Below are 14,976 nucleotides of genomic sequence, written 5' to 3'. Positions count from 1 at the left end.
GCCGTCACCGGAAGTCTCTCGATCGGTGCGCCAGGCCGGTGCGCAGATCCTCGAAGGCGTCGGCGAGCACGTTGACCACGCCCTCGGGGGAGCGCTCCAGGATGCCGCGCACGATCAAGGCGGGGGAGTCGCGCGCCACCCGGCGGTAGCGGTTCCACACCCCGGTCGAGCAGACCACGTTGACCAGGCCGTGCTCATCCTCGAGGTTGAGGAAAGTCACCCCTGAGGCCGTCGCCGGTCGCTGCCGGTGCGTGACGATGCCGGCGACCTCGATCCTGCGACCCACCTCGTGCGCGTGCAACCGCTCGGAGGAGAGCACTCCGCGCTGCTGCAGCTCGGAGCGGAAGTGCGTCATCGGGTGGTCGTCCGTCGAGACCCCGGTAGCCCACAGGTCGGCGGCGAGCCGCTCGTAGCCGGTCTGGTCGGCGAACAGCGGCGGCTGCACGGAGACGGCCGTGCCGGGCAGGAAGCGCGCCCTGTCGTCGGCCGCGGCTCCTGCCAGCCAGATCGCCTCGCGCCTGCTGAGGCCCAGGCACTCGAACGCCCCCGCCGTCGCCATGGCCTCCAGCTGAGCCGCGGTGGCGTCAGCGCGGCGAACCAGGTCGTGCAGGTCGCGGAACGGGCCGTGCTGCTCACGTGAGGCCACGATGCGCTCCGCGAGCGCCTCGCCGATGCCGCGGATGCCGCTCAGCCCGAGCCGCACCGCGAACCGGCCGTCGCGGCGGTGTGCCGCGGACTCGTCGGGAGCCTGACGATCGAAGGCGCCAGGCGGCGGTTGCGGGGTGACGAGGCAGGAGTCGAGGCCGGTGGGAGCCGGTCCGTCCTCGATGCGCTCCAGTCCGTCCAGTGCACCGGAGGCATGCAGGTCGGGCCGCAGTACCCGCACGCCGTGATGACGGGCGTCGGCGGTGAGCGAGGACGCCGAGTAGAACCCCATCGGCTGCGATCGCAGCAGACCGGCCAGGAAAGCCGCCGGGTAGTGCAGCTTTACCCATGAGCTGGCGTAGACGAGCAGTGCGAACGACAGCGAGTGCGACTCGGCGAACCCGAAGTTCGAGAACGCCTGGATCTGCGCGTAGATGCGGTCGGCGGCCTCCGCGCTCAGGCCCTTCTCCGCCATGCCGGCGTACAGCGAATCGCGGATACGGTCGATCTTCTCCAGCCCGCGCTTGGACCCCATCGCCCTGCGCAGCAGATCCGCCTCATCGGCCGTGCAGTTGCCGAGCACCGTGGCCATCTGGATCAGCTGCTCCTGGAACACGGGGATGCCCAGAGTGCGCTCCAGCACCGGCTCGAGCACGGGATGGGCGTAGGTCACAGCGTCCTGGCCGAGCTTGCGCCTGACGAACGGGTGCACGGCACCGCCCTGGATCGGACCGGGACGGATCAGGGCGATCTGGATCGCCAGCTCATAGAACGCCCTCGGCTGCAGCCGAGGCAGCAGTCCCATCTGAGCCCTCGACTCGACCTGGAACACCCCGATCGAGTCCGCCCGGCACAGCATGTCGTACACCGCAGGCTCCTCCTTGGGCAGCGACTGCAGCGTCCAGGTCTCGCCAGTGGACTGCTCGATCAGGTCGAAGCAGTGCCGCAGTGCGGCCAGCATCCCGAGCCCGAGCAGATCGAACTTCACCAGTCCCATCCAGGCGGCATCGTCCTTGTCCCACTGGATCACCGTGCGGTCCGCCATCCGGGCGTGCTCCACCGGCACCACCTCGCCCACCGGTCGCGCGGTGAGCACCATGCCTCCGGAGTGGATGCCCAGATGCCGGGGGGCCTTGAGCAGCTCACCGGCGTACGAGAGCACATCGCCGGGGATGTCGTTGCCCTCGGCCGGCTCGAGGCCGGCGCCCCAGCCGTCCACCTGCTTCGACCAGGCGTCCTGCTGACCCGGGGAGTGGCCGAGCGCCCTTGCCATGTCGCGTACGGCGTTCTTGGGCCGGTACTGGATGACGTTCGCCACCTGGGCCGCCCGCTCCCGGCCGTACTCGCGGTACACCCACTGGATGATCTCCTCACGGCGACTGGAGTCGAAGTCCACGTCGATGTCGGGCTCCTCGTTCCTCGTCGTCGCGAGGAAGCGCTCGAAGGGCAGCCCGTACAGGATGGGGTCGACCGCGGTGATGCCCAGCAGATAGCAGACCGCGCTCGCCGCCGCCGAACCCCGCCCCTGGCACAGGATGCCGCGACGTCGCGCCTCCTCGACGATTCCGTGCACGATGAGGAAATAGCCGGGGAAGTCCTTCTCCTCGATGACGTTCAGCTCGCGTTCGATGCGCGCGCGACCGTCGGAGTCCAGACGCGGGTAGAGCCGGGGGACAGCAGCCCACACGAGGTTGCGCAGGTGGCTCATCGGCGTCTCGCCAGGGGGCACCTTCTGCCGCGGGAGGGCGGGTTTCGCCCTGCGCAGCGGGAAGGCGCAGTCCGCAGCGACGCGCAGCCCGTTCTCGACGGCACCAGGGTAGCGGCGGAAGCGGCGGGTCATCTCCGCTCCGCTGCGCAGGTGCGCGCTGCCGTGCACCGGCAGCCAGCCGTCCAGCTCGTCCATGCTGCGAGTGGCCCTCACCGCGGCGACGGCCTCCGCGAGACCCGCACGCTCGGGAGCCGCGTAGTGCACGTTGTTCGTGGCCAGTACCGGCAGCCCCAGGCTCTTCGCGAGCTCGGCGAGGGCGTCGTTGCGTCTGGTGTCGAGCGGATCGCCGTGATCGATGAGCTCGACGGCGACCTGATCCTGGCCGAACAGGTCGACCAGCCGGCGCAGCGGGGTCTCGGCGTCGCCGCGCGCGAGTCCCCGGCGCACGCCGCCCTTGCGGCATCCGGTCAGGATCGTCCAGTGCCCGCCTGCGCTCTCGGACAGATCGTCGAGGTCGTACAGCGGGCGCCCCTTCTCACCGCCCCGGAGCTGAGCGCGGGTGATCGCACCCGACAGCCGGTGATAGCCCTCCACCCCGCGCGCCAGGACGAGCAGATGATCGCCGACGGGGTCGGGCTCGCCGCGGCGCTCGGGTGTCGCCGAACCGTCGGATGCGCCCAGTGACAGCTCGGCGCCGAAGACGGTCTGCACCCCGGTGAGCTCTGCGGCCTCGGCGAAGCGCGCCGCGCCGTAGAAGCCGTCGTGATCGGTGATGGCCAGGGCGGTGAGACCCAATGCCTCGGCCTCGGCGAGCAGCTCCTCGGGGGAGGAGGCGCCGTCGAGGAAGGAGTACGAACTGTGCGCATGCAGCTCGGCGTACGGCACGGCGTCCGTTGGGCGCACGATCGGCGGCGGCTCGGCGGGCGGACGGTGCCTGCTCAGCGGGCCGGGATCGACGCGGGTCGGTGGGGGCTCGGCGGATGCGGGGGCCTCGGTCGGGGCGCTGAGCGTGCGCTCCAGGTCCGACCAGGTCAGCTTCGGGTTGTGCCAGCCCATCAGCGGTACCTGCCCTCGGCCCACCAGCGGCCATCGGAGTGGAACACCAGCCAGGCGCGGTGCCGTGCGTCGAGCAGCTGGAACCGGTGCCCAGACACGGCCCGCTCGGCATCCCACCGGTGCTCGCGCATCGGCCACGGCCCCGCCCAGGCGGCCACCTCCTCGTCGTCTATGAGCGCGGGCGGACGGGACAGCTCGCCCCGTCCGTCGACGCGCACCTCCCGCCCTTCCGCGCCGGACACCCGGATCGGCCGTGGCGGGTCGAACACCTCTGCAGGCAAAGGGCCGGGCAGGCTACCAGGCCACGGCCTGGAAGGATCGCGCTCCACGACGGACCGCTCGCCCCAGGGGGTCAGCACCTGACGATCGGCGAGCATCCGCCCGCCCGACACCGCAGCGGTGACTACACCACGATGTCCCAGCAGGGTCTGCACGCGCGAGACGGCATGGTGCAATCGTTCATCGGTGCCGGAGCCGAACAGCCCTGGCTGATGATGGGCGGCGTCGTCGACGGCCACGGGCGCGATCCGCACGCCCACGATGCCACGGAAGGCGTGAGCGGCATCGGCGTCCTGCCCCGAGCCGGCCGGAAGGCTCTCCACGAGCGCTTCGAGCTGCCAGCGCACGCGGTCGACCAGGTCGCCGGCGTCGAAGCAGGTCGGATGCAGCCAGGTGCGAGATGACACGCCGCCGTCATCGTCCGTCAGATCTATGCGCACCTCGGTGCACACCAGCGAGGCGTCGGCCAGTGCCAGCAGCACGGCATCCGCCGTCTGCCGCACGGCGAAAGCGATCTGGTCGGTCTGCCCGAGCGGCGTCTCGAAGTCGATCTCCCGCACCAGCTCCGGATCGGGAGGCCGGGGAGCGAGCGGCCGGGAGTCGGCGCCGCGGGCCAGGGCGTGCAGCCGTGCTCCGCGCTCGCCGAAGCGATCGCGCACGGCCATGGCGTCGAGAGCGGCGAAGCCGCCCAGCGTGGTGACGCCCAGCCGCACCAGCAGGCCGGTCAGCTCCTCATCGCCCTGCACCTGCACCGGCAGCGGCGCCAGGAAACGCTGCGATCCGCCCGAGGGCACGATCGTCCACGCCGGGTGCCGGTCGGCGGATACCGCGGCGCGTGCCGCCAGCTCGGCGGTGAAGGCGCCGTCGGCCACGCCGATCCGCACCTCTGGGTACCCCTGTTCGGCGAGCACGCCGAGCAGGGCGGCGGCAGCCTGGCCCTCGCCGCCGTGATAGCGGGAGATGCCCCGCGAACGCAGTGCGGCGAGACCCGGCCGCAGCAGATGCACTCCGGGGGCGTGCTCCTCGATCAGGCGCAGCACCGGCAGAAAGGCGCGCTCATCCTTGGCCGGGTCGTGCGGCAGCATCCGCAGCGAGGGCAGGCGTCCCTGCGCGAGCCGCCGCCGCTGACCGATGCGCACGCCGTGCGCCCGAGCAGAGGCGGTGCACGCGACCACCGTGTTCGCATGCACGAGCGCAGTGGGCGGATGCGGAGGTGCCGAGCCCAGCGCCGCCCGCAGCGGCCAGTCGGGGAACCACAGCACGTGCATGCGGGTTGATTCCTGCGCGCTCATGACGCGGCCGCCCAGCTGGGATGGGTGGGCAGCGCCTGTGTCTGCACCGGTACGGACTCGACGCCGCCCAGGCTGCCGGGCAGGCGCACCCTCAGACTTTGCGGTCGCGGCGTCGACCTGGTCTGCGCCGTCACCGTGACGGTGCGGTCCGAGAGCAGCCCCCATCCGTCGCCGAGACCTTCCCAGTGCGGGTCGTGCAGACTGATCAGTCCCTCGCTCTGCGGCCACGGCGAGGTGGCAAGCACCGTGCAGCCGCGGTCACGCAGCCGGGCGGCCAGCCTGGCCGCATCCGCATCGTGTACCTTCGTGCCGGGGTTCACCGCGATCAGCGGCACTACCTCGGCCAGCGCCGAGAGCACGGCCATCCACCTCTCGCCCGGCGAGGGCACGAGGATCATGCGGGACAGGTCGATGCCGCTCGAGGCCGCTGCCTCGAGCCCCAGCGTCGGCATGCCCACCGCGGCGCACCAGCTGCCGCGGCGCGAGACTGCGCTCATCAGCGCGAAGATCAGGCTCGGTGAGGGCGAGACCGAATAGACCGTGCCGGTCTGCAGGCCCTGCTCCGGCAGCAGCGACTGCAGCGCGGCATCCACCGGCAGCACGGCATCGTCACTGCGACGACGCTGCATCCTGCCGATCTCACGGCGCAGCCGGAGGATCTCCCCCGCCCGTTCATCGGCGGGGGAGAGCGCCGCGATCGTTCCGATCCCCATGCATCCATCCTCGAAGAAAGATTCGAACAACTCAAGTCCACTTCGGAGGCTAGTTCGCACATCCGACATCACCGGGCCTCTCCGATCGGGTTAGTCTGAGCGCATGCGGATCGAGTTCGACAGCACCGTGACACGCTGGAATGCGCGCGTCGACTCCTGGTTCTTCGCGACCCTTCCCGAGGAGCTCTCGCTCGACATCCGCGAGCTGCCGGCCCCGCCGCGAGGATTCGGCTCGCTGCGCGTGCGGGCGCGCATCGGCCACACGCAGTGGAGCACCTCGATCTTCTTCAGCGGCTCGGCCTTCGTTCTGCCGCTGAAGAAGCAGGTGCGCATGGAGCAGGGGATCGAGGAGGGCGACATCGTCACCGTGGACCTTGAGATCCTCGACGTCTGAGCGGGTTGTCCACAGCCCTCCGCGACGATCCGACGCGATCGCCTAGCCTGCGAGCATGCCCCTTCACGACATCGCCGTGCTGATCGCGCACATCGCGCTGGCCGGCATCGGGCTGTGGCTGATCGTGATCGACGCGCGCACGCACCGGCTGCCCAATCGCATCGTGCTGCCCGCGCTCGCCGCCGTGGTCGCGCTGGTCGTGATCGAGGCACTCGCGACCGGCGACGGAGGGCGGATGCTGCGCGCTCTGCTCGGCGGCCTCGCGCTCGGCGCCTTCTACGCCGTCATGCACCTGGCGTCGAAACAGGGGATGGGCGGCGGCGATGTGAAGCTCGCCGCGGTGATCGGCGTCGTGCTCGCCAGGCACGGATGGGAGACGCTGCTGGTGGGGGCCGCGGCGGCGTTCCTGCTCGGCGCGCTGTTCGCCATGGCTCTCATGCTGATGCGCCGCGCCACCAGAAGGACCCGCATCGCGTTCGGCCCGTGGATGATCCTCGGAGCCGTGCTCGCGATCCTGATCACATGACGCCGGGCTCCCGCCGTCGTCGGCGATGAGGACTATGGTGAACGCATGGCACTCGCACGACTTCACGGCGGCCCGCTCGACGGGCAGATCATCCCGCTCGACGGCGCCGACCAGGACTCGCTGATCCTGCCCTACAGCGAGACGCAGCTGACCTATCGACGCGAGGGTGAGCCCGCGAAGACGGGCGACCACGACGGTCCGACCGAGATCGCGTTCTGGTTCGCCGAGTCCGGCGACGACATCGTTCCCGATGTCGACTGACGGACCTGCTCCGCACCGCACCTTCGAGATCGAGCGCAAGTACGACGCCGACGCCGGTACCGCGCTGCCGGACTGGTCGGCCGTTCCCGGCGTGATCGAAGTGAGCCCTGGTGAGCTGCGCGAACTCGACGCCCGCTACCTCGACACCGCGGACGCCGCGCTCGCCCGCAACGGCGTCGCACTGCGCAGGCGCACCGGCGGACCGGACGCCGGATGGCACATCAAGGGCCCGAGACAGGGCGACGGTCGTCTCGAACTCGGCTGGCCGCTGGACGACGACGACCGGATGCCGGATGCCGTCGCCGCCGTGATCGCGCAGTGGACGACGGGCGAACTGCATCCGATCGCCCGTATCGAGAACTCCCGCACGGCGTATCTGCTGCGCTCGGAAGGCGGGATCCTCGCCGAGTTCGTCGACGACAGGGTGCGGGCCACCGACCTCCGCTCCGGCACGCGGCGCGAATGGCGGGAGTGGGAGATGGAGTTGGGGCCGGCGGCCCCCGAAGGCGACGAGGACCGCGCGGCGTTTTTCGCGGCCGTCGAGCGCGCCGTCCTCTCCGCCGGAGGCCGCCCTCCGTCGTCGGGTTCGAAACTCGCCCGCGCGCTCGGCCTCTGAGCCGACGCGAGTGAGCCGAGGCGACCCGTCCGCGCGACATTGCGGGCCGCTTCCGGATGAACGCCTCGAAGCACAACCCCCCTTCCGCCGGAGGACGCGGGGTGCTTGAGTGAGCGCATGAGCCGCACCGTACAGCTCCGCTCCCTGCAGACCCTCGTCCCCGAAGTGCCGCTCGAGCAGAGCACGGTACGCGATGTGTTCGCCGCGCAGCCGGACCTGGGCAGACTCGCTCAGAGGCTCGTGTCGGCGTCGTTCAACGGCTCCGGCGTGGAGATGCGCCACACCGTGCTCGACGAGCTCGATCTGAGCTCCGAGGCCGCGACAGCGCTGTTCTACGACCGCGAGAGCGGCCGGCTGCTCGCCCCCGGCACCAAGGCGCGCAACGAGGTGTACATCCGCGAAGCGGATCGGCTCTTCGTCGAGGTGGCCCGTCGAGCGCTGGAGGCCGACCCGGATCTGACCGCGGCCGATGTCACGCACGTCGTCACGGTCTCGTGCACGGGCTTTCACGCCCCGGGGCCGGACTACGAGATCGTGCGAGGGCTGGGCATGTCCGATTCGGTCGAGCGCTACCACCTCGGCTTCATGGGCTGCTATGCGGCGATGCCGGCGCTGCGCGCGGCGCGGCAGTTCTGCCTCGCCGATCCGGAGGCGGTTGTGCTGGTGGCCAGCGTCGAACTGTGCACGCTGCATCTGCGCTCGTCGGACGACCCCGACACGATCATCGCCTCGTCGCTGTTCTCTGACGGCGCGGCGGCCGGGCTGGTCACCGCGCGCACGTTCGACTCCGCAGTGCCGGCGTTCGGCCTCGACCGCTTCCACACCGCGATCGCGCCGCAGGGCGAGAAGGACATGGCGTGGACCATCGGTGACAGCGGGTTCGAGATGGTGCTGTCCACCGCCGTGCCGCAGATCATCGGCGAGAGCATCCACACGGCGCTGCGGCCGCTGTGGGGTCACGAGCCCGAGCTCTCGGCAGCGTTCGAGCAGGGCCGGATCGGTGATCCCGTCGCGCACTGGGCGATTCACCCGGGCGGTCGCAGCATCCTGGACCGGGTGCAGGACCGGCTCGCGCTGAGCGACGCGCAACTGCAGCCGGCGCGCGAGATCCTGCGGGCGTGCGGCAACATGTCCAGCGCCACGGTGCTCTTCGTGCTGCGCAGCATCCTCGAGAACGAAGGCACGCGGGCGGGCGAGAGAGTGGCGGCGATGGCGTTCGGGCCTGGGCTCACCGCCGAGAGCGCGCTGCTCACGGTGCTACCCCGCGCATGATGCCCGATCTCGCTTCGCGGGCGGTCGACGCGCGCGAGCTGATGGACGACCCGCACGCCGACGTCCGGATGCTCGAGCGCACCTACGCGCGCTTCACCCAGGTCAACGCCGTCGTCGCAGGCTGGCGGGGCGTGTACCGACGCGACATCCGCCCGCTGGCACGCAGGAAGGGTGTGCTGAGGGTGCTGGACGTCGGGGCCGGTGGAGGAGACCTGGCCCGCGCCCTGCAGCGCCGGCTGCGCGCAGACGGATGCTTCGCGCGGATCACCGGCCTCGACACCGATGCGCGGGCGATCCGCTGGGCCGCCGGGCGGAAGGGCTCGGCGGACGTGCGCTGGCTGTGCGCGTCGACGGCCGATCTCGTGCGCGACGGCGAGTCGTTCGACGTCGTGCTGTCCAATCATCTGCTGCATCATCTGACGGCCGACGAGCTGGCGGGCGTGCTGCACGACTCGCTGAGGCTGACCGCGCCGGGCGGCATCGTCATCCACAGTGACATCGCCCGCAGCCGCGCCGCCTACGCGCTGTTCTCGGCCGCCACGCTGCCGCTGGCGGGAACCCTGCTCGCCGGATCGTTCATCCGCGATGACGGGCTCACCAGCATCCGCCGTTCGTACACGGCCGGTGAGCTGCGGGCGGCCGCGGGAGAGGGATGGCGTGTCGAGCAGCGGTTGCCGGCGCGGCTGCTGCTGCGTGCGGAGGCCGGCGATGACAGATCATGACGTGATCATCGCCGGCGCCGGGCCGGTGGGAATGCTGCTGGGCTGCCTGCTGGCGGCATCAGGCGCGGACGTGCTGGTCTGCGAGCGTCGGGATGCCGACGACGACCGCACCCGCGCCATCGGTGTGCACCCGCCTGGACTCGCCGCGCTCGACGAGGCGGGCATAGGCGATGCCGTGCGCGCCGAGGCCCTCCGGCTGCAGGGCGGTGAGGTACTCGCTGGAGGCCGCGTGCTGGCCGCTGTGCGCTTCGGCGACGATCGGCCCGTGCTCACCCTCGCCCAACCCCGCACTCACGCGCTGCTGCGCGAGCGCCTGGCACGACTGGGCAGACCTGTCGTGGCGGGGAGCCGTGTGCTCGCCGCCAGGCAGGACGGCGATCAGGTGCGCGTGCGGGTCGCGGACGCGGACGGACGCCGAGAGCTCACGGGCTCCTTCCTGGTGGCTGCCGACGGGGTGCGCAGCACGCTGCGGCGCATGCTGGGCGTCGGCTGGCGCGCCCGCGGCCGCAGCGCCCGCTACGCCATGGTCGACATCACCGACCCCGCGCCGGACGCGATCGCCCGTCTGCACTGCGAGCCGGCAGGCCTGGTGGAGTCGTTCCCGCTCCCAGGCGGCCGGAGCCGCTGGGTGGTACGCGAACTGGTCGAGCCGCTCGACGGGGAATGGTTCGCCGAAGCGGTGCTGCACCGCACCGGAATGCGGATCGAGATCCCCGACGGCATCCGCCCCGCGGAGTTCGTCGCCGCCCAGCATCGCGTGCAGCGCACCGTGCACGGGCGCATCGTGCTGCTCGGCGACGCCGCGCACGAGATCAGCCCCATCGGAGGACAGGGCATGAACCTCGGCTGGGCCGATGCGCGCAGGCTGGCGCCTGCTCTGCTCGCCGCGCTGCACGGCGGAGCATCCGACCTGTCCGGCTACGACCGCCGAACCGCCCGCAGCACCGTCGACGCGCAGCGCAGGGCGGCGTTCTTCATGGCCATGGGCGCCGCGGCGACGCCGCTGGAGCAGAGAGGCCGCGAGGCGGTGATCCGGATGCTCGGATCCGAGCGGCTGCGCGAGCGCGCGGCCCGCCTGGTCACGATGAACGGCCTGTAGACATGACGAGGACCCGGTCCTCGCGGACCGGGCCCTCGTCGAGAGCGACAGTGGCTCAGAGGTTGATCATGTGCCCGGCGAGGCCGTGGAAGCCCTCCTGCAGCGCCTCCGACAGTGTCGGGTGGGTGTGCACGTTGCGAGCGGCCTCGAGAGCGGTCAGGTCCCACTTCTGGGCCAGGGTCAGCTCGGGCAGCAGCTCGGAGACGTCGGGACCGATCAGATGGCCGCCGATGAGCTCGAGGTGCTCTGCGTCGGCGATCAGCTTCACGAAGCCGATGGGCTCGCCGAGGCCGTTCGCCTTGCCGTTCGCGCTGAACGGGAACTTCGCGACCTTGATCTCCCGACCCTCGGCCTTGGCCTGCTCCTCGGTGAGGCCGAAGCTGGCCACCTGCGGCGAGCAGAAGGTCGCACGCGGCATCATCCGGTAGTCGCCCAGCGTCTGGGTCTCGGCGCCGGCGATGGTCTCGGCGGCGACGACGGCCTGCGCCTCGGCCACATGGGCGAGCTGCAGCTTGGCGGTGACGTCGCCGATGGCGTAGATGCCCTCGACGTTGGTGCGCATGTGGTCGTCGATGTCGATCGCGCCGCGCTCGGTGAGCTTCACGCCGGTGGCGTCGAGCCCGAAGCCCTCGACGTTGGGTGCGAAGCCGACCGACATGAGCACCTTGCCGGCGTCGATGGAGGCCTGGTTGCCGTCCTTGCCGGTGTAGGTCACCGTGACGGACGAGCCGTTGTCGGTGATCGTCTCGACCTTCGTCGAGGTGAGGATCTCGATGCCGTACTTCTTGTACTGCTTCGCGATCTCCTTCGACACGTCGGCGTCCTCATTGGGGAGCGCGCGGTCGAGGAACTCGATGATGGTCACCTTCACGCCGTAGTTCGACAGCACGTAGGCGAACTCCATGCCGATCGCGCCGGCGCCGACGATGACGATCGAGTCGGGCAGCTCGCGGCTGAGGATCTGCTCCTCATAGGTCACCACGTTCTCGCTGAGCTGCACCCCTGGGAGCAGTCGCACGGTCGAGCCGGTCGCGATGATCGCGTTGTCGAAGGTGACCTCTTCGGTGCTGCCGTCCGACTTCGCGACCGAGATCGCCTTCGGTCCGGTGAAGGTGCCTCGGCCGTCGTACTCGGTGACCTTGTTCTTCTTCATCAGGAAGTGGATGCCCTTGACGTGGGTCTCCGCCACCTTGCGGCTGCGGTCGAACGCCGCGCCGAAGTCGAAGTGCACGTCACCCGAGATGCCGAAGAACTCCGCCTTGTGGTTGAACGTGTGCGCGACCTCCGCGTTCTTGAGGAGGGACTTGGAGGGGATGCAGCCCACGTTCAGGCAGACACCACCCCAGTACTTCTCCTCGATGATCGCAGTGGACAGTCCGAGCTGAGCGCTGCGGACGGCGGCGACGTATCCGCCAGGGCCCGCGCCGAGGATGACGACATCGTAGTGTGGCATGCCTCCAGCCTATCGTCTGCGGGTCACCCGGAGACGGCTCGTCACCGACATCGGGCCTCCCGATCACCCCTCCGCATCCGTTAGGCTGGGGGCCCGGAGGAGGGATACCCGTGACAGACAGCGACAGCACCAACGGCGCGATCCGCCGCAGCGGCGAGCAGCGGCACGACGTGACGCAGACGTTCGGCCACGACTCGGATCTCTCGTTCGTGCCGTTCGGGGTCGAGCTCACCGAGGCCGAGCAGTCGGCCATCGCCGCTCTGCCTTCCGGTTCGGCGCTGCTGCTCGTGCGCGCCGGCGCCCTCGCAGGCGCCCGCTACCTGCTCGACTCCGATGTCACCACGGTCGGTCGGCACCCGGAGGCCGACATCTTCTTCGACGATGTGACGGTGTCGCGGCGTCACGCCGAGATCACGCGAGCGGGTTCGGTCTTCGAGATCATCGACCAGCGTTCGCTCAACGGCACCTATGTGAACGGTGAGCGCGTCGACCGCAGCGAGCTGGCCAACGGCTATGAGCTGCGCATCGGCAAGTTCCGCATGAACTTCTTCGCCTCCCCGATCGACCTCGCGACGGCGAACGGCTGATGGCGGCGGCCGGCGCCGCCCGAGAGCGCTCCGCGCCCACGGGCCTCCTCAGCATCGGCCAGGTCCTGGCTCGCCTCACACCGGAGTTCCCCCAGCTCACCTCGAGCAAGCTCCGCTTCCTCGAGGTGCAGGGCATCGTCACCCCTTCGCGCACGGAATCGGGCTACCGCAAGTTCTCGCCCTCGGACGTGGAGCGGCTGCGCGCCGCACTCACCCTGCAGAGGGACCACTATCTGCCGCTCAGCGTGATCCGCGAGCAGCTCGACGAGGCGGAGGCGAAGGGCGAGGGCCGCGGCGTCGTCGCCCCGCCTTCGATCGCGCCGGCCGCACGCCGGCACCGCCGCGAGGAGCTGCTGTCGACGACCGGCGCGACCCCGCAGCTGCTGAACGACGCGATCAGCGCCGGCCTCATCACCGCCTCCGAGACGTACACCGAGCAGGTGGCGACGCTGCTGGCCGGTCTCGTGGCGCTGGCACGGCACGGCATCGAGCCGCGCCACCTGCGCAGCCTGCGCCAGAACGCCGAGCGCGAGGCCGCGCTCATCGAATCGGCGCTGGCCACCCTGCTGCGCAGGACGGACGCCGCCTCGCGCGGTCGTGCGAGCGAATTGGCGCCCGAGCTGGCCGGCCGGATCGGCGAGGTCCGCGGCATGCTGGTGAAGCAGGCGCTGGATCGGGCGCTTTCGTAACGAACCGATTGCGACACACCTTCGCCGTGCGTCGGATGTCATTGCCGGGGCAGGTGGGCTGCTCTAGCGTGGAGGTAGTCGCTCAGGTCGGTCTGGGCGTTCACGGGAGGACTGAGTATGAATGCGGATGAGCTCACAGGCGACCCGCGGTTCGTGACCGAACTCCTGTTCACCGACGGCCTGCCGGCCATGGACGACGAGGTCGGCTACCGCGGAGCCGTCGCCGCCCGCGCTGCCGGCATCACCTACCGTCAGCTGGACTACTGGGCGCGCACCGAGCTCGTCGTGCCGACCGTGCGCGGGGCCAGTGGCTCCGGATCACAGCGTCTTTACGGCTTCCGCGACATCCTGGTGCTCAAGCTCGTCAAGCGACTGCTCGACACAGGCATCTCGCTGCAGCAGATCCGCACCGCCGTCGAGCAGCTGCGCGCGTCCGGCATCCGCGATCTCGCCGGCACCACGCTGATGAGCGACGGGGCATCCGTCTACCTGTGCACCTCGAACGACGAGGTCATCGACCTGGTCAGCCGCGGCCAGGGCGTGTTCGGCATCGCGGTCGGCAAGGTCCTGCGCGAAGTGGAATCGACTCTCGTCGAATTCGATCCGACGGCGCCCGACCCCGTCGACGAGCTCGCCGCGCGTCGCACCAAGCGCACGGCATAACCGGTTCGCGCAGCATCGTTGCGCGCAGACCCGGACGTCTCGACTCTTTGGCCCGATCGCTCGCGCCATCGCGGTCATACAGAAGAAGCCCGCTCGTGAGCGGGCTTCCTGCGTTGCGGCGTCAGGCCTGCGCGCCGGTCTCCGGCACCGGTACACGGCCGGTGCGGATGATGCGGTCGAGCAGGGAGTCGAAGTCGGCCGCGAGCTCCTGAGCGGAGTCACCCGGCCAGATGTGCAGCGGCTTCGCTGCGCCCTGCGCCTGCTGCAGCGAGGTGCGCTCCGGCAGCTGCGGCGCCAGCACCAGGGGACCGAACATGTCGCGCAGCTCTTTGATGCGGAACTGGTGCTCGATCGACTGCGGGCGCACCCTGTTCACGACGATGCCGAGCGGCTGAAGACGGGGGGAGAGGCCGCGGCGGATCTCCTCGATCGCGCGCAGCGCGCGGTCGGCGGCTGCCACCGAGAACAGGCCAGGCTCTGTGACGACCATCACCCGGTCGCTCGCCGCCCAGGCGGTGCGGGTGAGGGCGTTCAGTGACGGTGCGCAGTCGATGAGCACGAGGTCGTACTCGCTCTCGACGGCGGCGAGCGCCTCCTCGAGTTTCCAGACGTCGCGCACGCTCGGATGCGGACCGTCGAAGTTGATGGCGGACGGGCTGCCGATCAGCACGTCGATGGTGCCTGGATGCACCTTCGCCCATCCGCTGGTGGTGATCGCCTGGCGGACGACCTTCTCCTTCGGATTGGCGAGCACGTCGGCGACATTGAGCCGCCCGGCGATCTGGATGTCCATGCCGGTGGACACGTCGGACTGGGGGTCGAGGTCGACCACCAGGGTCCGGATGCCGCGGGCGAAGGCGGCGGAGGCGAGACCGAGGGTCACGGTCGTCTTTCCTACGCCTCCCTTGAGGGAGCTGACGCTGAGTACGTGCACGACCTCCACGTTACCGTGCCCTAGTCTGGACAGACACTCAGCCCCCGCCCTGCGCGTGGATACCGCG

15 protein-coding genes are annotated in these 14,976 nt (G+C 70.4%); 10 read left to right on the top strand and 5 right to left on the bottom strand.

From position 1 onward, the window contains the following. Nucleotides 1–4: 4 nt before the first annotated feature. Genes RIN43_RS09625 through RIN43_RS09615 form a run of 3 tightly spaced genes read right to left on the bottom strand, consistent with a single transcriptional unit; the run spans nucleotide 5 to nucleotide 5,693 of the window. Nucleotides 5–3,409 (bottom strand): error-prone DNA polymerase, encoded by a 3,405-nt coding sequence (locus RIN43_RS09625; RefSeq protein WP_309128689.1) that lies wholly within the window; start codon nucleotides 3,407–3,409, stop codon nucleotides 5–7. Further along, nucleotides 3,409–4,980: a DNA polymerase Y family protein gene (locus tag RIN43_RS09620; protein WP_309128688.1), complete on the bottom strand. Its 1,572-nt coding sequence runs from the start codon at nucleotides 4,978–4,980 to the stop codon at nucleotides 3,409–3,411. The genes RIN43_RS09625 and RIN43_RS09620 overlap by 1 nt, the downstream gene beginning before the upstream one ends. Continuing rightward, nucleotides 4,977–5,693 (bottom strand): hypothetical protein, encoded by a 717-nt coding sequence (locus RIN43_RS09615; protein WP_309128687.1) that lies wholly within the window; start codon nucleotides 5,691–5,693, stop codon nucleotides 4,977–4,979. The genes RIN43_RS09620 and RIN43_RS09615 overlap by 4 nt, the downstream gene beginning before the upstream one ends. 103 nt (nucleotides 5,694–5,796) lie before the next feature. Between RIN43_RS09615 and RIN43_RS09610 the strand changes: the two genes are divergently transcribed. The 7 genes from RIN43_RS09610 (at nucleotide 5,797) to RIN43_RS09580 (ending at nucleotide 10,583) form a co-directional block, all read left to right on the top strand. After that, the gene (locus RIN43_RS09610) at nucleotides 5,797–6,087 is read left to right on the top strand and encodes a DUF1905 domain-containing protein (RefSeq protein WP_309128686.1); all 291 of its coding nucleotides are present in this window, start codon (nucleotides 5,797–5,799) and stop codon (nucleotides 6,085–6,087) included. A 55-nt stretch (nucleotides 6,088–6,142) separates the two neighbouring features. Further along, complete coding sequence (locus RIN43_RS09605; RefSeq protein WP_309128685.1) at nucleotides 6,143–6,613, top strand: prepilin peptidase; 471 nt, start codon at nucleotides 6,143–6,145, stop codon at nucleotides 6,611–6,613. A 45-nt stretch (nucleotides 6,614–6,658) separates the two neighbouring features. Further along, nucleotides 6,659–6,874 carry a response regulator gene (locus tag RIN43_RS09600; protein ID WP_309128684.1) on the top strand — a complete coding sequence of 72 codons (216 nt, stop codon included), beginning with the start codon at nucleotides 6,659–6,661 and terminating at the stop codon, nucleotides 6,872–6,874. Then, a complete protein-coding gene (locus tag RIN43_RS09595; RefSeq protein WP_309128683.1) occupies nucleotides 6,864–7,490 on the top strand; it encodes a CYTH domain-containing protein in 627 nt (208 codons plus the stop codon). Before RIN43_RS09600 ends, RIN43_RS09595 begins: the two co-directional genes overlap by 11 nt. Nucleotides 7,491–7,607: 117 nt before the next feature. Further along, the gene (locus RIN43_RS09590; RefSeq protein WP_309128682.1) at nucleotides 7,608–8,762 is read left to right on the top strand and encodes a type III polyketide synthase; all 1,155 of its coding nucleotides are present in this window, start codon (nucleotides 7,608–7,610) and stop codon (nucleotides 8,760–8,762) included. Next, a complete protein-coding gene (locus tag RIN43_RS09585) occupies nucleotides 8,762–9,484 on the top strand; it encodes a methyltransferase domain-containing protein (protein WP_309128681.1) in 723 nt (240 codons plus the stop codon). The genes RIN43_RS09590 and RIN43_RS09585 overlap by 1 nt, the downstream gene beginning before the upstream one ends. Then, nucleotides 9,471–10,583, top strand: a complete 1,113-nt coding sequence (locus RIN43_RS09580) for an NAD(P)/FAD-dependent oxidoreductase (protein ID WP_309128680.1) — start codon at nucleotides 9,471–9,473, stop codon at nucleotides 10,581–10,583. The genes RIN43_RS09585 and RIN43_RS09580 overlap by 14 nt, the downstream gene beginning before the upstream one ends. Before the next feature lie 55 nt (nucleotides 10,584–10,638). Here the strand turns inward: RIN43_RS09580 and lpdA are convergent, their stop codons facing one another. After that, on the bottom strand, nucleotides 10,639–12,036 hold the full coding sequence (lpdA, locus tag RIN43_RS09575) for a dihydrolipoyl dehydrogenase (protein WP_309128679.1): 1,398 nt from the start codon (nucleotides 12,034–12,036) through the stop codon (nucleotides 10,639–10,641). 110 nt (nucleotides 12,037–12,146) lie between these two features. Between lpdA and RIN43_RS09570 the strand changes: the two genes are divergently transcribed. From RIN43_RS09570 to RIN43_RS09560, 3 genes are all read left to right on the top strand, one after another. Continuing rightward, entirely contained in the window at nucleotides 12,147–12,623 is a 477-nt protein-coding gene (locus tag RIN43_RS09570; protein ID WP_309128678.1) for an FHA domain-containing protein, read from the top strand. Continuing rightward, entirely contained in the window at nucleotides 12,623–13,312 is a 690-nt protein-coding gene (locus tag RIN43_RS09565; protein ID WP_309128677.1) for a MerR family transcriptional regulator, read from the top strand. Before RIN43_RS09570 ends, RIN43_RS09565 begins: the two co-directional genes overlap by 1 nt. A 117-nt stretch (nucleotides 13,313–13,429) precedes the next feature. Next, on the top strand, nucleotides 13,430–13,975 hold the full coding sequence (locus tag RIN43_RS09560) for a MerR family transcriptional regulator (protein ID WP_309128676.1): 546 nt from the start codon (nucleotides 13,430–13,432) through the stop codon (nucleotides 13,973–13,975). A gap of 121 nt (nucleotides 13,976–14,096) precedes the next feature. Here the strand turns inward: RIN43_RS09560 and RIN43_RS09555 are convergent, their stop codons facing one another. After that, nucleotides 14,097–14,909: a ParA family protein gene (locus RIN43_RS09555; protein WP_309128675.1), complete on the bottom strand. Its 813-nt coding sequence runs from the start codon at nucleotides 14,907–14,909 to the stop codon at nucleotides 14,097–14,099. Nucleotides 14,910–14,976: the final 67 nt, after the last annotated feature.

The sequence above is a fragment of the Microbacterium sp. genome (genome assembly GCF_031178445.1).
In the GTDB taxonomy this organism is placed as follows: domain Bacteria; phylum Actinomycetota; class Actinomycetes; order Actinomycetales; family Microbacteriaceae; genus Microbacterium.
This window is presented reverse-complemented; position numbering and strand designations above follow the sequence as displayed.